The sequence below is a fragment of the Pseudodesulfovibrio nedwellii genome, from assembly GCF_027923765.1.
Lineage (GTDB): Bacteria > Desulfobacterota > Desulfovibrionia > Desulfovibrionales > Desulfovibrionaceae > Pseudodesulfovibrio > Pseudodesulfovibrio nedwellii.
In genome coordinates this window covers 2,347,606-2,366,969 of record NZ_AP026709.1, presented here as the reverse complement: position 1 = coordinate 2,366,969, position 19,364 = coordinate 2,347,606, and the positions used below count along the sequence as shown (strand labels likewise).

21 protein-coding genes are annotated in these 19,364 nt (G+C 51.0%); 8 read left to right on the top strand and 13 right to left on the bottom strand.

The genetic code is table 11. The annotated features are described in order from the left end of the window. Nucleotides 1-22: 22 nt before the first annotated feature. A complete protein-coding gene (locus SYK_RS11140; protein ID WP_281760341.1) occupies nucleotides 23-769 on the bottom strand; it encodes a S24 family peptidase in 747 nt (248 codons plus the stop codon). Nucleotides 770-925: 156 nt separating this feature from the next. Here SYK_RS11140 and SYK_RS11135 point away from each other — a divergent pair, with 156 nt between their 5' ends. Together SYK_RS11135 and SYK_RS11130 are read left to right on the top strand one after the other, a co-directional pair. Next, complete coding sequence (locus SYK_RS11135; protein ID WP_281760340.1) at nucleotides 926-1,327, top strand: DUF5675 family protein; 402 nt, start codon at nucleotides 926-928, stop codon at nucleotides 1,325-1,327. Continuing rightward, the gene (locus SYK_RS11130; RefSeq protein WP_281760339.1) at nucleotides 1,321-1,566 is read left to right on the top strand and encodes a DNA-binding protein; all 246 of its coding nucleotides are present in this window, start codon (nucleotides 1,321-1,323) and stop codon (nucleotides 1,564-1,566) included. The genes SYK_RS11135 and SYK_RS11130 overlap by 7 nt, the downstream gene beginning before the upstream one ends. Before the next feature lie 17 nt (nucleotides 1,567-1,583). On the opposite strand, the gene SYK_RS11125 is transcribed toward SYK_RS11130, so the two are convergent. The 8 genes from SYK_RS11125 to SYK_RS11090 all read right to left on the bottom strand — a co-directional run bounded on the left by SYK_RS11125 (nucleotide 1,584) and on the right by SYK_RS11090 (nucleotide 8,064). Next, a complete protein-coding gene (locus tag SYK_RS11125) occupies nucleotides 1,584-2,897 on the bottom strand; it encodes an SH3 domain-containing protein (protein ID WP_281760338.1) in 1,314 nt (437 codons plus the stop codon). A gap of 9 nt (nucleotides 2,898-2,906) precedes the next feature. After that, the gene (locus SYK_RS11120; RefSeq protein ID WP_281760337.1) at nucleotides 2,907-3,482 is read right to left on the bottom strand and encodes a flavin reductase family protein; all 576 of its coding nucleotides are present in this window, start codon (nucleotides 3,480-3,482) and stop codon (nucleotides 2,907-2,909) included. Between the two features lie 65 nt (nucleotides 3,483-3,547). Next, nucleotides 3,548-4,603, bottom strand: a complete 1,056-nt coding sequence (locus SYK_RS11115; protein WP_281760336.1) for a hypothetical protein — start codon at nucleotides 4,601-4,603, stop codon at nucleotides 3,548-3,550. A 48-nt stretch (nucleotides 4,604-4,651) separates the two neighbouring features. Further along, on the bottom strand, nucleotides 4,652-5,089 hold the full coding sequence (locus SYK_RS11110) for a thioredoxin family protein (RefSeq protein WP_281760335.1): 438 nt from the start codon (nucleotides 5,087-5,089) through the stop codon (nucleotides 4,652-4,654). Between the two features lie 57 nt (nucleotides 5,090-5,146). Further along, nucleotides 5,147-5,554 carry a PaaI family thioesterase gene (locus SYK_RS11105; protein ID WP_281760334.1) on the bottom strand — a complete coding sequence of 136 codons (408 nt, stop codon included), beginning with the start codon at nucleotides 5,552-5,554 and terminating at the stop codon, nucleotides 5,147-5,149. Further along, complete coding sequence (locus SYK_RS11100) at nucleotides 5,535-6,374, bottom strand: sugar phosphate isomerase/epimerase family protein (protein ID WP_281760333.1); 840 nt, start codon at nucleotides 6,372-6,374, stop codon at nucleotides 5,535-5,537. The genes SYK_RS11105 and SYK_RS11100 overlap by 20 nt, the downstream gene beginning before the upstream one ends. A 261-nt stretch (nucleotides 6,375-6,635) precedes the next feature. Then, complete coding sequence (locus tag SYK_RS11095; protein ID WP_281760332.1) at nucleotides 6,636-7,022, bottom strand: hypothetical protein; 387 nt, start codon at nucleotides 7,020-7,022, stop codon at nucleotides 6,636-6,638. Between the two features lie 367 nt (nucleotides 7,023-7,389). Further along, entirely contained in the window at nucleotides 7,390-8,064 is a 675-nt protein-coding gene (locus tag SYK_RS11090) for a CBS domain-containing protein (RefSeq protein ID WP_281760331.1), read from the bottom strand. Between the two features lie 316 nt (nucleotides 8,065-8,380). On the opposite strand from SYK_RS11090, the gene SYK_RS11085 reads away from it, so the two are divergent. Both SYK_RS11085 and SYK_RS11080 read left to right on the top strand, forming a co-directional pair. Then, on the top strand, nucleotides 8,381-8,788 hold the full coding sequence (locus tag SYK_RS11085; RefSeq protein WP_281760330.1) for a hypothetical protein: 408 nt from the start codon (nucleotides 8,381-8,383) through the stop codon (nucleotides 8,786-8,788). Further along, complete coding sequence (locus SYK_RS11080) at nucleotides 8,785-8,997, top strand: hypothetical protein (protein WP_281760329.1); 213 nt, start codon at nucleotides 8,785-8,787, stop codon at nucleotides 8,995-8,997. The genes SYK_RS11085 and SYK_RS11080 overlap by 4 nt, the downstream gene beginning before the upstream one ends. A gap of 5 nt (nucleotides 8,998-9,002) precedes the next feature. Here SYK_RS11080 and SYK_RS11075 read toward each other — a convergent pair whose 3' ends face one another. Continuing rightward, nucleotides 9,003-9,917, bottom strand: a complete 915-nt coding sequence (locus SYK_RS11075; RefSeq protein WP_281760328.1) for a tetratricopeptide repeat protein — start codon at nucleotides 9,915-9,917, stop codon at nucleotides 9,003-9,005. A 52-nt stretch (nucleotides 9,918-9,969) separates the two neighbouring features. Between SYK_RS11075 and SYK_RS11070 the strand changes: the two genes are divergently transcribed. Both SYK_RS11070 and SYK_RS11065 read left to right on the top strand, forming a co-directional pair. Then, the gene (locus tag SYK_RS11070) at nucleotides 9,970-11,256 is read left to right on the top strand and encodes a terminase large subunit domain-containing protein (RefSeq protein WP_281760327.1); all 1,287 of its coding nucleotides are present in this window, start codon (nucleotides 9,970-9,972) and stop codon (nucleotides 11,254-11,256) included. Beyond that, nucleotides 11,243-11,605, top strand: a complete 363-nt coding sequence (locus SYK_RS11065; RefSeq protein WP_281760326.1) for a hypothetical protein — start codon at nucleotides 11,243-11,245, stop codon at nucleotides 11,603-11,605. Before SYK_RS11070 ends, SYK_RS11065 begins: the two co-directional genes overlap by 14 nt. Nucleotides 11,606-11,684: 79 nt before the next feature. Here the strand turns inward: SYK_RS11065 and SYK_RS11060 are convergent, their stop codons facing one another. The 3 genes from SYK_RS11060 to SYK_RS11050 all read right to left on the bottom strand — a co-directional run bounded on the left by SYK_RS11060 (nucleotide 11,685) and on the right by SYK_RS11050 (nucleotide 15,394). Further along, on the bottom strand, nucleotides 11,685-13,835 hold the full coding sequence (locus SYK_RS11060; RefSeq protein WP_281760325.1) for a hypothetical protein: 2,151 nt from the start codon (nucleotides 13,833-13,835) through the stop codon (nucleotides 11,685-11,687). Nucleotides 13,836-14,043: 208 nt separating this feature from the next. Next, nucleotides 14,044-14,499 (bottom strand): hypothetical protein, encoded by a 456-nt coding sequence (locus SYK_RS11055; protein WP_281760324.1) that lies wholly within the window; start codon nucleotides 14,497-14,499, stop codon nucleotides 14,044-14,046. A 100-nt stretch (nucleotides 14,500-14,599) separates the two neighbouring features. After that, nucleotides 14,600-15,394, bottom strand: coding sequence for a substrate-binding periplasmic protein (locus SYK_RS11050; protein ID WP_281760323.1), 795 nt, complete (start codon nucleotides 15,392-15,394; stop codon nucleotides 14,600-14,602). 113 nt (nucleotides 15,395-15,507) lie between these two features. Here SYK_RS11050 and SYK_RS11045 point away from each other — a divergent pair, with 113 nt between their 5' ends. After that, nucleotides 15,508-18,213, top strand: coding sequence for a bifunctional acetate--CoA ligase family protein/GNAT family N-acetyltransferase (locus tag SYK_RS11045; RefSeq protein ID WP_281760322.1), 2,706 nt, complete (start codon nucleotides 15,508-15,510; stop codon nucleotides 18,211-18,213). 3 nt (nucleotides 18,214-18,216) lie between these two features. Next, nucleotides 18,217-19,317, top strand: a complete 1,101-nt coding sequence (locus tag SYK_RS11040) for a glycosyltransferase (RefSeq protein WP_281760321.1) — start codon at nucleotides 18,217-18,219, stop codon at nucleotides 19,315-19,317. Nucleotides 19,318-19,364 lie beyond the last annotated feature (47 nt).

Genomic DNA, 19,364 nt, shown 5'->3' with positions numbered 1-19,364 from the left:
TGTCCTTTGTGATGTTGGATATCTATTTCCTGGACATATCGTTCCAGGCCCAAACCACATTGCCACCGATGGCGTGAGCAATATCCCCTTGGAAGTCTCGTTTTAGTCGGTACGTCATTGGAGGATGGGCACGATTGTCTTCCGAGTAAAAGATCAATTCCACGTCGTCATCAAAGCGTCTGGTATTGACGCGTTTGATGTTGATTGCGCCGGTAGACCCCGGTTCGCGGACAAGCATGATTTTTCCGGCGGGACTGGGGTCTCGGTCGCTTCGATCAACGATGACAATGTCGCCAGAGTGAAGTGTCGGTTCCATGGAGTGTTCTCCGGCACCGATTTCCACGGCCACCAGATTCGAGCGGAAGCGAATAGATTCCTGATGCCGCCATACCAGTATCCATCCTTCGACATTTGCTTCAGGGATCATACCAGGGGACACAGCTAGGGCTGGGCTGACCAGCGGAACTGCCATGTAATCGTCTGATTGTGGCTCTGACCTTGTTGTTTTGGATTTGTTTGCGTCCGGCAGGGTGAAGCAGACCTCTCGTGAGGCATCTGCCGGTTCATCACCGAAGACAACGGAGATTCCCACTTTGTCGAGAATGTGTCCGAGAGATTCCGAATTGAGACCGCGTTCCTTTTTTAGAAAGCGATTGAGTTGGGATGGGTCGACCCCGAGTTCGTCTGCCATCCGTTTGTTGTTGGAGTATCGTCTACCTGGGCCGATGCGGTTAATAAGTGCTTGCCGCACATCGTCGGTGAATCCCATGAGATCCTCTTATTTGGGTTAATGGTTGGTCTGTTTATACATAAAAATTGGTAAATGTCTAAATGATTGTGTCTAATTTTGTTGACTTTCAAATAGACCATTGACTATATCACAAAAAAGCAATTTGTGATTTGGCAAAAACAGGAGCGGTGAATCATGGAAAAAGTGGAAATTGTGCGATTGGAAAAGGGGAAAGAAGGAACCTTTGGAGTTTTACGTTTTAATGGACAGGTTCTGTGCGTGACCTTGGAACCACCGGATCGTGGTAATCAGCCAGACAAGTCGTGTATTCCCGCGGGTGAATACTTATGCAGCCGAGTGGATTCGCATTCTTTCGGACGGACGTATGAAGTATCTGATGTGCCGGGGAGGTCTCATATTCTGTTTCATCCCGGCAATGTAGTGGGTGATACCCATGGGTGTGTTTTGCTCGGCAGGAATTTTGGTTTTCTTGAAGGTTCTCGAGGGGTCATGCAGTCGCGATCCGCTTTTCGTGAATTTTTGGATCGGTTGGGTGGTCAACGGTTTTTTGTGGTGAGGGTGGAAGAGCGATGCTGAAATCTCAGGACATATGTTTGAAAGGTGCGCGTGAAATTTGTGATGCGGTCGGGGAAAATTCGCGAAACATTATAGAACTGGTTCGAGACAAGGGGTTGCCCGCCTGGAAGCGGGAAGACAAGGGGGCGTGGCGTGCTCTTCCTGAAGATTTACACCGTTGGATACGCGAACAGCGAGATCGGAACATAAGTAATTACGTGTTCCGTGAGCGGTGGGACGATCTTGAAGGCGATGAGTGAGTTGGAGTCCCGTCGCTTTATGGCAAAGTTGAAATGCGAGAGACTGAATCGAGTAGAGTTGTGGCCAGATTGTCCAGTTCAAGTCCCGGTTCCAGTGTGGTGATGGCTGTGGTTCCGATGATTTTTCGGCCATAGCCGTCGCCGACCTTGGTTTTTACGCCCCATACCGAGTGCAGGACGATCGGTTCGTCATCGTGACTGCCGATGTAGAGCATGATATGGCCAGGCTTGCGGACAAGTGTCATAAATGGAACGGCTGTTTTCAGAATCAGTTCCTTTTTTTCGTCTGGGTCCAGCCCTTCAAGTGGAGTCTGAGTGCCAAATTTGATTTGCTGGCTGGAGTTTCGCGGCAGGAATATGCCGAATGCGGCCATCAGATCCATGGTTGTGGCTGAACAATCTCGGTTTTCATATAATCCACCCCAGCCATATTGCATGCCAAGCATGGCGTTTGCCAGCTTGGTGAAATTGGCGGGAGTGGTCGAGATCGGTGCTGTTTTTGTTGTCCCTTGCGGAAGTGTCGCATGGACGGCGATAGCATTTCCATGGCGGTCACGGGTCGGGACTATGAAGGATTCCGGTTGGCCTTGTGTTGCCGGAATGACGGGGATTAATGTCCCGATGTGCGCGATGAAACAATGGTTTCCATCTTTATCGGTTACTGGAACACTGTCTGCAGTAAGTGTTTTGTATGTTCCGGTTTGGTATGCCGTGGCAAAAGTGTCATCCACCCATGCTATTTCTCGAGCCGGTACCCACCCGAAGGCAAAGCGTGATTCCACGAGAATCCATGCTCCATCTGCGCTGACATGGGCCGCATATAGCGGCGTTCCGGCAAGGATCAGCGAGTTTTGCATGTAGTCGAAAGGGAATCCTTCTCCGGCCCGTTTGAAATTATAGAATACCGGTTGATTGGTGGGCAGTACCCGCATGTTTGTGTTGGTCACGGCAATGGCGCGTCGGCCCATGGAAGGATAGGCCTCAATTCGTGAGGCCTCGGTCATATTGAGTATCCAGCGAGGATCACGAAGCAGCGTGTTTTCACCGTATAGATTTTTGTGGCCGTACACTGCCAATCCCCAGAAAGCCTCATCCGCCGGGTGTTTGGGTTCGATTTGTTCCCAAGGACCGAAGTGTTTCTTCAGAAAATCGTCAAAGGCTTGCTGCTGGGCTTCGGCTGAAATGAGTGGGGAATTGACCGGCAGGCCATGATACGCACCCGCATTTTGTTCCAGTTCGATCAGATCAAGAACGGGGGCGTTTGGGTCTTGTGCAGCGCAACCCGCGAATAGAAGAAGCGTCAGAACAAGCGCAATGGCATGCCGGGTCATATTCACCGTCTATTTTTTTATGTATTTTTTACCGATACTGAAACCCTGCCCCACGAATTTTGAAACAGTGTGGTAGGCGCGAGTGCCGGGGCTGAAAATCAGGGGAAGGATTTTTTCAGGATCAGGGTGTTTGCCATCAACGAGTTTGTCTTCGTCGCATTTTACGTCCTTGATTTCGCCGATGAGCAGAGTGTGGATGCCCTGTTCATACGTGCCGGTCAGTTCGCATTCGATGACCATCGGAAATTCTTCGATGTAAGGGGCATTGACGCAGTCACTCTTTGTCGGAGTCAGGCCGGTGGCAGCGAATTTGTCTACTTTTTTGCCTGAGACCATGCCGAGGAAATCCGACTCTGCGGCCAGATATTCAGGGCAGACAGAGACGGTGAACGCTTTGTGTTTCATGATGCCCGCATAGGTGTGGCGGGACGGACGCAAAGACACGGTCAGGCTGGCAGGGTCGGAGCTGCATATGCCACCCCAAGCTGCGATCATGGCATTGGGTTTGTTGTCTTCATCATATGCGCCAACAGCCCATACCGGTGCGGGTTGGGCCAGTGTCTTGGGGCCGAGTGATTTTTTCATGAGTCTCTCCTTGTATGCAGACAAGTCTATGTCATTTTTAAAAAAGATGGAATGGAAACCGGCGGCTACAGTCTGGAAAGAGCCGGATCGGTCTGTGTGGAAATCGATTGCATGACGCCGTGGCACCACCCGCAGTCGGCGCAGTTCTTGTCACAAGTCGAGACCTGAGCGAATATTTGGTCGGGTAGTTCCTTGTTGGGGATATTTATTCGGTTTGCGAGGTCGCCCATGGCATCCATGAGATTGAGCAGGTTGCCTGTGTAAGAGCCGTCAATATAGGCGGTTATGGCGCGTTTGAGGAAAATGATTCCCTTTGTGCGTCCACACAATTTGATACCGTCCACCTGTCCTTCATAGCGATGGATGTCTTCTGGCCGAATGAAGGGGGAGGCGAGTATGAGACCGGGGTCCTGTAGCAGCCTACGAATACAGCCGAGGTCTCGGTTCATGGCAAAGGTTCGTTCGTGGCACAGTCCTTCGTTGACCAACGATATATGTGCATCATGGGCCGGCTTGTATGGGCATTGATACAGGCATCCTTCGTTGGCCAGAAGGTGAATCTTCATGGCCGGGTAGAGACTGCGTACTGCGTTCACTATTTCTTGTAGCCGTAAAGGATTTCTATTCAGCGCCCGGTCGGGGACGATGCGGGACGGTGGCTTGAACATGGTCCCGTCAATCATGGCAATCATGGCAAAAAGTCGTTCGGGTGAATCCAGCATGCAATTGACGCTTGGGATGGCTTCCAGCGATCCTGCCAGATCAGGATGGGTGTCGGAAAGTGCCTGAAGAAAATACGGATCGGCAAAGATGACACCTGAAATATCTGTTTTTTCAAGAATGTGTTCAAGGCGTCGTGCAGTCTCGTCCAGTCCGGTTTTACCGAAATACCGTCCTGGTGCATGAAGACGTGCGTTCATGAGCACATATTTATCCACATCCACAAGGGCAGAAAGGCCCGAGATGATTTTGTCCAGTCCCGGGCTTTCCATGCGGTGCCGACTATCTGCCAGTCGTTGATCATATAAAGAGAAATGAACCGAGGTCAGCGATGCTGCATGTCGGGCCAGGAAATCAGGATAGTCCCCATCCGGGACAAAGGGTACGTCGAGGGAGAGCATAGATAGTTCTCGCCTCTGTACCACTTTACGTCAAGGGGGTTTAGGGAATTAGCCTATGGAGCTGTTGACCCAGTTCTCAATATCCTGCGTATTCATGGCACCTTGCTGGCGTGCGATTTCACGACCTTCCTTGAAAAGGATCAACGTGGGAACGGCCATGACATTGAAGCGAGCTGCAATGGCTTGGTCCGCCGTCGTATCCAGTTTAGCTAGGCGCGCTTTGGGGTGAAGCCGTTTGGCCGCATCGTCAAACTGTGGCCCCATCATTAGACATGGCCCGCAGGTGGGAGAATAGAAATCCACCAGCACGGGGACGTCGTTTTTGGTGATATGGCGATCAAAAGTGGGGCCGACCAGTTCCAGAGGTGTTGCTTCGAAGACCTTGGTTTTGCATTTGCCGCACACAGCTTCGGCTTCACGGCCTGTGTGAACACGGTTGAGAGCGCGGCAGGCGGGGCAGACAATGAGTTTGGTGTCAGTCGTCATGGGTATGTCCTCCAATTCAGGATGTAATCATGGAAAAATCAAGGGCAAGGGAATGTGTCATATTGGCAGGAAAGATGCGGTGGCTCGGGCAACTTCACGTCCTTCGCCCAGTACGCTGGCTTCAGCGAAAATTATGCGGCTGCCTCGTTTGACCACTCGGGCTTTGCAAACGAGATCTGTATTAGGTTGTACCGGATGAAGGTAGCTGACATTCATGTCTACAGTGGCGGTGCGTTTACCTTGCGGATTCCCGCCCAGTACGGCATGGGCCATGGTTTCATCCAACAGGGTCGCCAGTATGCCACCGGCGACAACCCCCGCGCCTTGAAGGAGTTCCGGTTTGGCTGGCAGTCTGAGAACGGCGTTGTCCGGTTTGATTTCATCAACTTCAATGCCAAGAAAGGCAAGGAGTGGATTGATGGTTTGGTCTTTTTGGCGAACTTGTTCAAGGTATGCGTGCGGCATATTTGGTGTCTCTCTTTCCTTGTTCCAATTGCGCTTGTATGGTTTCCCGTAAGTCGGAGAGAATTCTAATGGTCCCCTCAACATCATCCGGGAATGCAGCCGGCTCCAATTCAAGAGTTATGTAACGGTCATAGCCGCGTTTGCCAAGTCGGTGGAGAAAGTCTTCCAGTGGCAGGTTCCCTACGCCGGGCGTCAGGTGTTCGGTGTACCCAACTGCATCAGAGTAATGCACATTGTACAACAGTTCGTCAGGTACTTTGTCTATGGCATGGAGTACATCGCGTCCAGAGACACCCATGTGACACACATCGAAGGTAAGGCCGACATTTTTGTCTCGGCATTGGTCCATGAGTTTTTCGAGTGGGTCTCTGGCGAAAGGAGATCCTTCGACCCACGGCATGTTTTCTAGTGAAAATTGAATACGCCCTTTGGCATCAAGCAACAATGGTAAATCATACGCCTTTTCGAACCAGCGGTTCTGGATCATGTTAGCGAGCTTGGAGCCAGGGGGGTGCATGGTTATGTGGTCGGCTTGAGGAAGCGAGTTGGCCAAGGCTGTCGTCGCTTTCCATGAATTGAGGTGCCCGCCCCAGGCTGACCAATCGCGGAACGGTGCGTGCAAACTTCGTATGGGCAGTATTTCATCAATTTTTTCCAGTCCGGCCTCGGGTGTGAGTTTGGGGGAATTCATGATTAACTCCATGCCCACAAAACCAGCGTCCCGGCCAATGCGCGCGATGAGCTTCAGCGGGAGATGGAAAAGACACCCTGCCGACAGCAGGATTTGGGGGCCGGTACGACCAGTGAATTCTGCGTCCATGTCATAGACAATAGATGAATTAAGGCCTCAGGCAATCAAATAATCGGGGAAGGGCAGAAACTATCGGGTAAACGGCAAACAGAAAGTGGACGTTTCAAGGAAGGTGCAGGGAGCAAATGTGTTTTTTTGGGCTGGAATTAAGGGTTCTATTTGGGGGGAAAAGAATCCCGACCAGGCTATATAGTTTGGTCGGGATATGAGTGTCGGTAATTTGTAAAGTGAATTATTTCAAATAAAAAAAGAATCATCACTTATCGGTATCTACTTGGTTGGAGATTTCTCGATGAGGTCGGCTACCACAAGAGCCCACGACATGTCCCGTTTGTTATCCTCGGTCATATCATCGAGAACCCATTCCTTGATCGGTTTAATGGTTTTTTTGAGTTTGGCCGGTCCAAAGTCATTGACCTTATACGCGGCTTCCAACCCATTCACACAGAGGTGATCGAATTCGGTGTTCAGGCCTCCTTGATGGTAGGCCACTATATCCCGAATCAGAAGCAGCCCGAAAACAATGGCTTCGACTTCGGTGTAGTCTCGTCCCCATATTTCACCGCCCCGAATTTCAGGGTGTTCTCTTACAGGAACACGCGACGCCCGTTTGTCGAGAGTCTGACGGAATTCTTCCAATGCAACAACGCTACCCATGACCACTCCTTTCTCCTTCTTAGTCACTCTTCTTTTCGGCAGAGTTCAAGTTTTGCTTTAGGGTTTGTTTTGCTTAAGAAGAGTGCGTCATGGGGATATGTTGAGAATGTTTCGGATTGTGATATCATTATTTAATCTTGTAATCGTCATCGTAATTCTTATTATTTTCGAAATATTATAAAAAGTTAACTTATCGTAAAGTATCAAAAGGCAAGGGCGTCTGTTTGGGTGAATCCATATTTGTCAAAGTTTTTTAAATACGAACAAATGCAGGCATAGAGTGTCTAGTACGTGTCACTTCAAGGGGCAGTATGTCATAAAAAAAGGCCGGAACAAGTCCGGCCTCAGAGTGATTACGTGGATGGGGTTACAGGACGGTGTGGACCGGATCTTTAGCCCAGTACTGAACCTGAAATTTTTCTGCCATACCTTGTTGGAGTCGCTTGAATTCGGGCTTTTCCATTTCGCGAATGCGGATATAGACGTCCTTGATACTTTCGCTTTCTGAAACATTGCGTGTCATGATGTTCATGATCCGGGCGTTGTTTGCTTTGAGGTAATCGAGAACCGGAGCCAGACTTCCTGCTTCGGTGGAAACCTGAAGACAAACTTGTGAGCCGCCTTCGTAGACGCCGGAAATTTCCACCAGTACCTTGAAGATATCGGTATCAGTGATAATACCCACGACCTTGTCGTTTTCATCGATGACGGGCAGACCTCCGAAGTTGCCTTCCAGCATGAGAACAGCCGCTTTTTCAACTGTTTCGTCGGATCTGATAGTCATCGGCTTTTTGGTCATGATATCTTGAATCTTGATCTCGGAGAGCAGGTAATACAGTTCGTGCATGTCCAGAGTCGTGGCCTTGGAGGGCGAGGCATCCTTGATATCTCGGTCAGAAATGATACCGACAATTTTACCCTCTTCATCAACCACAGGCACGCGGCTGATGGATTTGTCTTTCATGACTTTGGAGGCCTTCATCATGGAACGGTCCGGGGAGATGGTCTTGACATCCTTGGTCATCCAGTTGGCTACGAGCATATGGGTTCCTCCTTGATTTCCGGCCTGCGTGAACCGGTTGCATTCGATATTCCTTAACTATTCCATACAGACAACGGCTGGTTTTGGCTAGCCCCATCGTGAAGTGGCAAGGCGGCTCGTTGCCGTGTGTGTTCTTTTGCTGTGAAGCGGTTTCGTCAGTCAGGTGCGTATCCTGTCAAGCTGATTTTTTATACCTATCAAATGATTTTAGTATGCAATCATTCACATTTTCATGGTTTTCCTAAAAGCGGGGGTATGCTGTTTCTCGAATCCGGGGGCGATGAGTTTCACCCTCTAGAAATTGGAGAATTGCGAAATGGCGATACCGCTCATTGGTGCGGTGGCAGGATTGTTGTCCATGGTTGTGGACGGCGTATCCGGTCACCTCAAACGAAAAGAGGATTTGAAAAAAGCTGTTATGGAAAACCGCATGCGGCTGGCTCGGAGTGATCGGGAATTTAACCATGAATGGGAAATGAAACAGTTGGAGAACGCAGGTTGGAAGGACGATGTCCTTTTTTTCGCTTGGATAGGATTTTTCATCTGGTCGGGGATTGACCCTGAAGGAGCCGGGGAAGTCATCCACTCTTGGGAAAATCTGCCAGATTGGTTTTTGCAGGTTACGTTCTGGATTGTGGCTGCCGTGCTTGGCGTCAAGAAAATCGGTGATTTTCTGCCCGGTGCCGTTCGCGGTATCAAGGATGCTTGGGGAGGCGTGAAATGACCGCACTGGAACGACAGGATTTACAAGATTTGCTCGTTCGTATTGATGAGCGGGTTAAAACGATTCAGGAAGATATTCGTGAGATCAATGAGTCGCGTCGGTGTGCAGGCAATCAGGTGAAAATACGGTCTTTGGAGCGTGTTGTCTGGGGCTGTATGGCGACGGTGGCAGTTTTGGGAGCCAGAGTGCTGCTTGAGGTCGTGCGATGAGATCGTCAGGGAGTGGGTTTCCCCAGATAGCTTTCGAGTTGCTGCCGGTACAGTCGGGCCATGGCTTTGTCGCCAGTGGCGTCAGCAAGGCTGATGGCTCGGTGTATGGATTTGATGGCTCCGGGAATATCGTTGCTTCCGGCCAGCGCCTCGGCCAACAGAGCTTGAAGTGTGCTTCTGCGAGGGTCAAGAGCAACAGCTCGTTTGAGAGCGGTGGCTGCAGTGTCGAATTGTCCAAGTTTTATGGCCGCTTGTGCGCGAGCCATGATGATCTGGCTGTTTTCAGAATCCAGAATGAACGCCTGACTCAGGTCGCGGAGGGCTGGCTCGTACTGTCCAAGAGTCATGTAGGCCATGCCCCGCCGGTAGTTGGCGTCTAGATGAGCGGGGTCCAGTGCTAGTGCGTGTGTGTAATCGTCAATGGCTTCGTCCGTGCGTCCCAATCCATCATAACAAAACCCACGCCGGACATATGCTTCGGCAATCGTGGGGTCTGTGCTGATGACTTGCGTGAAATCTCTGGCGGCATTGCTGAGATCTCCGAGTTGGAAGAGGATGAAGCCTCGGGTGTAATGCCCTTTAGTGTGATTGGGTTTGGCTTCCAGCAGTATGTTCGCATCTGCCAACGCTTCGTCGTACTGATGTATTTCGAAAAGCAATGACGATCTGTAATACCGTGCTCCCGCCAAGGATGGATCAAGCTCCAAGGCTCGGTTCAGGGAATCGAGAGCCGCATTGGCATCCAAGAATTGGCCGTCATGCATCAATTGCATGGCCTGACTCAGGGCGTCGGCGGCTTCTGCCTGATGTTCCTGAAGGTTTATTTCCTGAGAGGTCAAAGGGGGCGGAGTCGGTCGATTGTTTGCACAACCGGCCAATATGGCGACGAGAAAAAAGAATATCAGGACGGGACAACGCATTACCATAAGATACCTTTCGGTGAACCGTCCGTCAACATAAGGAAAATGAAGAATGACACAAGATATGTATACACCACGAGAGCATCAGGCAAAGATCGAGGCCTCATTGGCCCGGTTTTCGGTTCTGGTCTGCCATCGTAGGTTCGGCAAGACCGTGTTGTCGGTCAATCAGCTTATTCGTGCTGCCAGAAAAACTGACCGGACCGATTGGCGCGGAGCTTATATCGCCCCACTTTATAGGCAGGCAAAAACCGTGGTTTGGGATGAACTCAAACGATATTGCGGGTTGGGGTTGGATAATTGCACCGTGAAGTTCAATGAAACCGAATTGCGTGCGGATTTTGAAAACGGCTCACGTATTCGGCTTTTTGGCGCTAATAATCCCGATAGTCTGCGCGGCATGTATCTGGACGGTGTGGTTTTTGACGAAGTGGCGCAGATGCCCCATCGGGTTTGGACCGAGGTTATCCGGCCTGCTTTGTCTGACCGCAAGGGCTGGGCCTTGTTCATAGGCACTCCGCGCGGCAAAAATGCTCTGTATGAGATATGGGAAAAAGCCAAGCTTGATCCGGATTGGTTTACGGCCATGTATCGTGCTTCCGAGACCGGGATTATTCACCCGGATGAATTGTCCGCCAGTGGGCGAGAAATGTCGCCCGAGGAATATGAGCAGGAATTTGAATGTTCGTTTACGGCAGCCATTCGTGGGGCGTACTTTGGTCAGCTTATGAGTGATGCGGACAGAGATGGCCGTGTGACCTCTGTGCTGCAAGATCCGTCCATGCCCGTGCATACGGCCTGGGACCTCGGCATGTCCGATTCAACATCCATCTGGTTTATTCAGGCCAAACCTGGCGGCACGTATGCTGTCATCGACTATTACGAGGCTAATGGCGAAGGGCTGGATCATTACGCCAAGGTGTTGGACCAGAAAGGGTACAAATACGGCATGCACATTGCGCCTCATGATATCCGGGTGCGTGAATTGGGGACAGGTAAGTCCCGGCTTGAAGTGTCTCGTTCTCTTGGAATCCGGTTTGATATCGCCCCGAATATCCCAGTGCAGGACGGGATCAATGCCGTACGCACCATCCTGCCGAGTTGTTGGTTCGATGAAAAAAAATGTGCGTTGGGCATCGAGGCTCTTCGACATTACCGTCGATCCTTCAACGACAGAACCGCGAACTTTTCCACCCGACCAGTGCATGATTGGACCAGCCACGCCGTGGATGGATTCCGTTATTTTGCCGTGGGATTTCGTCAACCCGAGTCGGGCCATAGAGCATCGAAAACATCCAACGACTATAATCCATTCGGGAGGTCCCATGGCCGTTCGTAAGTTGGAACATCGACCGGAGGAATTATCTAATTTCCCGGAAACGGGGAAGTATCAGTGGTTGGAATTGCATAACGCAACAAAAGTTTATGGCTATTCGGCAATTGCTGAACACGATAATATGCTTGAGTTGCATGTGACCCTTGTTCGGTGGGGAAGAGATGTCAGGGAAAATCTTGAAGAGGACGTTGAATGGTTGAAGGAAGAGGCCCGACGGCTTGGAAAGAGTCAGGTCATGGGTATTCGTGCCGATGACCGAGGGCAATTTGATCCTCGACTTTTTAAGTTTGCCGGGTTGTTTGGATTTACTGAAATGCACACGATTCAAATGGCAACGCTTCGTGTTGATTGATCTTCTGGTTGCCGAGAAAATCAAGGAAGACGAACATTAATGAATGTGCGTCTTCCTTCGTTTGTGATGTTGTTTGGAACTATGCCGCACCGGCTACGATATCTCCGCCGATTCGTTCAGGGGCTGCGAAATTCATGTTGATCTGGGATGAGTTGTCAAACACGTATGTGGGCGCTTCATTCGTCACGATATGCATTTCACGGGCGTCCACGATGTTGGTGACGGAGTTGTCTTCCACTACCCTATTGAAGTTGTTGTTCACCGAAAGAGAGGTGGAGTTGTCGTTTTCCACAACGTGTGTTTCGGGAAAAGCCATGGTCAGGTTGTGGTTCTCCACGACATTGGTGTCGCTGTCGTCCACATATGTGGTCTTGGCATTGTTTTGATCCACGAAAGTATAGTTGGTGGATTGATCGATGTTTCGCGACTGGTCGAAATTGTTTTCTGAGCTGAGGTTGTAGGAAAACGACATTTCATTGTGTTCGTTGAGAATGGTGTCGTTGTTGTTAATGTGGTTTTCCACGGAATTGTCCTGCTTCGTGAAGTTGAACACCGTGGATTGTTCTATCTGACGTGAATTGTCAGTCTCATTGATATGGGTATCGTTGATGTTCTGTTCGAAGTTACGATTTTCCGTGAAGCTGACATCATTGTCGGTGCTATAATTCGTCTGTGAGTTGTCTACCTGTTGCTGGGTGTACTCAGCATTGTTTTGTACTGTGGTTGAATGGTCCTCATTTCGTGTGACTGAGTTGTCATTCTCCAGTGTCAGATCTTGATCGTTGACGAAACTAACGGATGAATTGTCCACTTCGGTACGGTCTGTTGATCTGTCCTCATTGGTGGTCTGACTGGCGTCCACGTTTTTGACGTTCACGTTTTCAGATTCGTTGGTGATTTGTTGGTTCTCGGAGTTGTTGATCGTCTTGGAGTTGTCCTGCTGACTGACAATGTTGGTTTCATTGTCGGTGATATTTTCCTGATTGGTTACCTGGCTGATCTGCTGGGTCAATTGATGATTTTCTTCGGTGCTCATATCCTGATTGCGCGAGACGGAATTATCCACGTTGTTTTCGGTGAGATATTGGTCGCTACGGTGGATGGACGAGTTCATGGACTGATCCAGGGAACGGTCCACGGATTCATTGTTTGTGGTCAGGTGCGACTGCTGGATGTCCTGCGTCTGGTCGATATTCATGGAATACTCTGACCGCATATCGATATTGCTGCCGGGACCGTTGGTGTCGGCAAAGTTTAACTTTGGAGATTCGTATGGTTCAGCATAGCCGTCCGCCGTGGGAATCCATGGGGCCATGGGTGTTTTGGGCGGAGAGTACGGTGCTGAGTGCTTGGTGTGATGGATGACATCGCTGGGCCAATTCTGAGTATGCCCGAAATACATGCCATGCGGTTGTGTCATCTTGGAAGCAGGGATGGTGCCAGCTGGTGAGATGGGGACAAATCCAGACAGGCTTGGCATGGAAAATCCCACTTTGGGTGTCATGGGAACAGATCCCGCAGGAGAGATGGGCTGAATACCCATTTGTGGTGCGATGGCAACGTTGCCGGTTGAGCTTGTTGGGGGGCTGCCTGCTGGTTGGGCAGGTGCTCCTCCGCCTCCACCTGAAAGTCCGCCGCCGCCAGTGGATGGGGAAATGGCAGGCTTGCCCGACTCTGTGGAGATGGGCACATTGGCTCCACCGGATACGCCGCCGGAACCTGTATTGTTCATACTGATGGGGTTGGAGCCGCCGGTTTGGCCTGAGCTTCCTGCGCCGGTTGATTGACCGACTGAATTGCCGCCGGTGTTGTTCTGGACTGTGCCAGGACCACCGCCTGTGCCAATATGTGCGGCACCAGTGTTGTTGACTGCACCGCCGCCTCCGCCACCACCGCCGATGTGTGATGCGCTTGAACCGCCGCCGACTGTGCCGCCGCCAAACGAGCCGCCAGTGCTGCTTGTTCCTGCGAGGGAGCCGCCGCCAAACGATGTGCCTCCGGCACCTGCATAGGCACTGGCATTGCTGCCCCCGGTTGGGCTGGAATAGGGAATTCTGGCCATGGATGTGTCGATCATCACGCGTGCAGGAGTGGTGTCAATGGGCACATGGCCCGGTTCTCCTGTAACGATCTGACCGGCTGGTCCGGCTTGAAATGAGCCTGCTGGCCCGGCTGTCACCTGTCCGGCTGGTCCGGCTACGATGAAGTCGGTTACACTCGACATGGACATGGGTGTCTCTCCCCGCCGCGAGCAGACCTTCCATGGTCTGATTGATGCCCACACCGGGGCATTTCGGCATATATACAATATACGAACGCTAAAATGTCAGTCAAGGTGTATAATCGTTCCTCATGTGAATGAACGAGTGCGGTTGGCCTCTTCCAAAAAAAACGCGACAGGAGTATCCTGCCGCGTCTAAAAAATCGTGTAATTTCGTCTAGAAATCGGAAGCGCTGCTGCCGAAGCCATTGGCGCGAGTTCCGCCGCCCACAGCCACTCCAGCGGCCTTCATTTTGGTTTCCAGCGCCGTGTTTAACTGGTCACGTAGTTCCATGATCTGGTTCTGTTTTTGCTGTACTTGTGTGCGTTTCATTTTTTCAGGTAGGTCGCTGTTTTCAAGCTCTTCAACCTCTTGTTCCAGCTTTTCAATCTGTTGTTTGAGCATTTTGATTGTCTGGTCGATAGCAGAATCTTCGCTTTGGCCGGATTCGCCAGAGTTTTCCGGAGCAATCAGAGCGCGTGCTTCTTCGGAAATGGTCACGGTATCCCCTTGAACAGGAGTTTTTATCTCCATGCTGGTTTCATCCGCTGTCTTTTCGGCAGAGGGTGCGGGCTTGATGCTTAAGGAATCCACAAATGTAGAAGTTTGTTGGGCCAAAGATTCGATAGCCATGACGAAACGCTCCTTCTATAAAACTGGTTCGACCTTCTCATAAGCCCTTATCGGCAAGCGGAGCGTTATCTTTAGGGTGTCTGAACGGTTTTTTCATTTTTCATTTTCGTGACGGATAATATGTGCTGAGAATGCGGTCATACGTTCCGTCTCTTTTCATTGCTTTGAGTGTGTTGGAAAATTTATCGGCGATTTTTTTTGTCATGTTTTTTTTGGAAAAGGCAAGATAAGCCTTCGGTTCGTCCAGAGCTATGGGCACTTCCTTTGGCCCGGTAATTATTTCAAGTGAATGTCGAAAGTCTGGTTCGCTGATGATTTGTCGGGCAGTGTCTATATTGGTGATGAGCATATCTATGCGGCCTTGAGCAAGCTTGGTGAAATTAAATCGAGGGCTGGAAACCAGTTCTTTTTTTTTGAAACGAGCCTTTTTGAGAAAAGATTCGAGATGCGGGCCAAAATAATAACTGCGGACCATACCGAGAGTATATTGTGTGTAGTCATATCGGTCAGGTAAAAAAAGGATGGATTCATTGGTTCGTTTTACTGCTATGATTTTTACCGCGTATAGCGGTTCTTCGGGATAGTGAAACCATTGTTGTCGGTCGGCGTTTTTTCCTGCCTGAAAAATGGCATCGGCCTCGCCTTCCTGCGTCATGTGCAAGGCTCGTCTCCAGGGAGTGATGGTGATGTCTGCTTCGAGTCCCATACGTCGGAGGCCTTCGCGAACGACATCTGTCATTGCACCAACGACTTTGCCGTCTTGTTCATAGGCCAGAGGAGGTGCGAGCATGGTGACGATCGACAATTTTTCAGCCCTGGCAAAGGGGACAAACAGTAGGCAGAAGAGCATTACATAAAACGTCGAGACTGTTTTCATAATAGGACCATATGACATCTGGGCATATGAAACAAGAATATGGGCAGTTTTCAATACTTGGTTGCCGGACCCATGGAAAACACGCTATCCTGCATCCATATATTCTGCACACATGTCACGCGAGGCACCATATGAGCGTCATTAATCTTGAATATCTTCTCAAGCCCAGATCTGTTGCGGTTATCGGGGCTACCAATGATCCACGCAATGCGGGCAACATTGTCATGCGTAATATCATGGCTGGCGGCTTCATGGGGCCGGTCATGCCTGTTTCTGACGAGGCAGAGGCCATCGCGGGTGTCTTGACCCATCCGTCAGTCAAACATTTGCCCAAGACCCCGGATTTAGCTGTGGTTTGTTCTCCGCTCGATCAGGTTCCCGAAATAATTCATTCACTCAAGGAACGAGGAACCAAAGGGGCCGTACTCATGGGGTCCGGTTTTGCTTCTATGACGCCGGAAGAGCGATTGGATGTTAAATCCACCATTCTCGGCATTGCCAAATCGCCTGAAATACGGATTATTGGTCCCAAGTCTCTCGGGTTTATGGTCCCGTCCCTCAATTTGAACGCCTCTTTGGCTCATGGAGCTGTGGGACCGGGCAAGGTTGCCTTCATTTCTCAGTCCGATTCGTTGTTCGCCACGGTTCTGGATTGGGCCATCGACAAAGGGGTCGGCTTTTCCCACATGATCGCTTTGGGAAGTCGTATTGATGTGACCTTTGCGGATATTTTGGACTATCTCGGCTCGGACCCTTTGACACGGTCCATTATGCTTTATGTGGAGTCCATCAAGGACGCTCGTGAATTCATGTCTGCAGCACGGGCCGCTTCACGCAACAAACCAGTGTTGGTTATCCGTCCCGGTCAGGCACTGGATACCGTGCTCGGTGACGTGAAGTTGCGGGAAACCGGTGACCATTGGCTCATGGATGAAGTGTATGATGTGGCCTTCAGACGGGCCGGAATGCTTCGGGTGGAAGATATTGACGGACTTTTTGATGCGGCCCAAACACTGAGTACTCCGAGACAAGTGTACGGCAAGAAACTTGCCATCCTCACCAATGGAACTTCGGCGGGAATTCTCGCAGCAGATCGACTGTTGAATGGCGGTGGAGAACTTGCGCCGCTTTCTGATGAAACCATCAAAGCCATCGACGGCGTATTGGGAGCGGAAAACTGGTCCCGTGCCAACCCGGTGGATATCCCGTTCAATGCGGATGGCAATGCATATTCCGCTGTTCTCAAGCTGCTTATCAAGGACAAGACTGCTAACGGCATACTGGTTATGCATGTACCATGGACGGCCCAGCCTGACAGGGAAGTGGCCGAGGCCTTGCGTGATTCGTTGAAGAGAGTCAGGCGTATGGTGCTGACGGCATGGCTTGGTTCGGGTGCGGCAGAAGAAGCCCGAGAGGTGTTTCGCAAAGCAGATATTCCCACGTATGAAACTCCGACTCAGGCGGTTCAGGCGTTTTTGTATATGGCTGAGTATCTGCGCAACCAGGAGATGCTCATTGAGACCCCGGATTCTTTGCCTACAGATTTTTTTCCGGATACCACAGGTGCGCGAGCCATTGTTCAGAAGGCGCTCGACGATGAGCGTGATTCCCTGACTGAACCCGAGGCCAAGGATCTTCTCGCGGCGTATGGTATTCCCGTGGTGGAAACCCGCATTGCGGTGTCGGCCAAGGAAGCGGTTATTGCAGCAGATGCCTTGGGATATCCCGTGGCGTTAAAACTCCGTAGCCCACAGATTCCACAGCCGTTTGATGTGGGTGGGGTCATGCTCGACCTGGAGACTCCGGAACGGGTTTGGGAAGGTGCGGCTTCCATTTTGGCCCGATGCACTCGCGAAAGGCCGGATGCCTATATTGAAGGTTTTACGGTGCAGAAGATGGGCCGTAGGCTCGGTGCTCACGAACTTTCCGTGTCTGCCACGGTTGATTCCGTGTTCGGGCCGGTTCTTCATTTCGGGCATGGCGGCATGGCTCGAGAGATGATTCAAGATCAGGCGCTTACCTTGCCTCCACTTTCCATGTCTCTGGCCAAGGAGTTGGTTTGTCGTACTCGGATAGCCACCCTGCTTCGGGGGACCCCCTCTCAGTTGCCGGTGGACATCGATGATATTTGCCTGACCCTGATTCAAATTTCACAGCTTATCGTGGATGTGCCGCAGATTATGTCCATCGACATCAATCCGCTGTACGCAGATTCCGAAGGGGTGCTTGCTTTGGGCGGCAAGGTTGAAATCGCGCCGTTCGAGGGCGAGGGCGAAGCTCGACTTGCCATTCGGCCTTATCCTCGTGAATTGGAAGAATGTGTTGTGCTCAAAGCCGGGCGTCATGTGACTTTGCGTCCTATCCGTCCCGAAGATGAGAAGACACACCGGACATTTTTGTCCAGCCTGACGGACGAGGATTTACGATTGCGGTTCTTTGGCGTGGTCCAACGCGATTTCGATCACAAGGATATAGCTCGGTTTACCCAGATTGATTATGATCGTGAAATGGCGTTCATTGCCACGGCACTGGATGAAAAGGGGGAACCGGAAACTTTGGGCGTCATGCGTACCAACACCAGACCGGATAATTCCGAAGCCGAGTTCGCCATTGTGGTTCGATCCGATCAGAAAGGAGAGGGCCTCGGGTCAATGCTGTTTTATAAGGGTATTCAATACACTAAGGAACGAGGAACCCTCGTACTGGAAGGTCAGACCATGCGCGAGAACAAAGCCATGCAGGGGTTGTCTAAAAAATTTGGTTTTGTGGTCACGCCCGATCAACACGACGAGGACTTGGTAAACATGACGCTGGATATGGAGACCGTGGAGATTTAATTTATGGACCTCCCTCCTATTTATCATCATACCGGGCTTGAAACGAGCGGTGGAGCGACCCGGGTCGCCCGTCTTCTCATTTCTGGCTTGAAGAAGCAGAAAGTTGAAACAAATCTGAGCTTCGAGCTGGCTGAAAAAGCGGATGGTGCGGCCATTTTGCCTGAAGATTTTGGTCGTTATCTTCCGGATGTGGCTTTGGGGCATGTGCACTGCACAGGGAATTGGTCTGCTTTGCTGGGTTCCATTGCGCCTGGACGCAAAACCATTATTACCATGCATGACTGTGATTTGTTTACCGGCGGTTGTCCGTATCCGTTGGATTGTTCCAATCTTGACGAAGGGTGTGCAGAGCCTTGCCCAAGAAAATTTCCAGACTCTACCGGGATCAGAAAAGCAAAGTTTCGGCAGGTCCGGCGATTGGAGTCGACACTCGTAGCTCCATCGCGCTGGTTGGCTCGTTTGGCTCGGACACATCTTCATCGTGCTGTGGTCGTAATTCCCAATGGTATTCCGTGGCCTAATCGTCCGCTTCCCAAAGCTGCGGCGCGGCAGCAACTCGGTATTAACCCCGCTGCCAAAGTAGTGGTATTCGCAGCCCACGGGGGCATGACCGCAGCCTATAAGTCGGGAGATGCGTGGCGGGGGATATGGCAGCAACTCAAGGATCGACACCCGGAACTCTTGTGTTTTGCAGTGGGTGGCGACAAAGAAGAGCGGCAGGGTGATCTCGTGATTTGGCCTTATGTGGAGCGTCGGAAGCTTTCTTTGCTCATGACGGCCGCCGATGTGTTGCTGTACCCCACCAAGGCGGACAATCATTCCTTGGTTATTCTGGAAGCCATGTCTCAAAATCTGCCCGTCGTGTCCTACGCTGTGGGCGGAGTACCGGAGCAAATTACTGATGGTGTTACCGGTATGCTTGTGCCGCCGGGAGATCCGGCCGCATTTTTGGATGCTGCCACCACGCTTCTCGCCAATCCTGTCATGATTCGTCAGATGGGGATGGAGGCTTTTTCGGCTGGCCAAAAACGGTTTTCTTATCAACGCATGGTCTCCGGGTATATGCAACTGTATGCCCGAACTCTCGATAGTCAGAATCAGTAAAAAAAGCCCCCTGTCCCTTAAGGAACAGGGGGCTTTTCGCTGAGGCT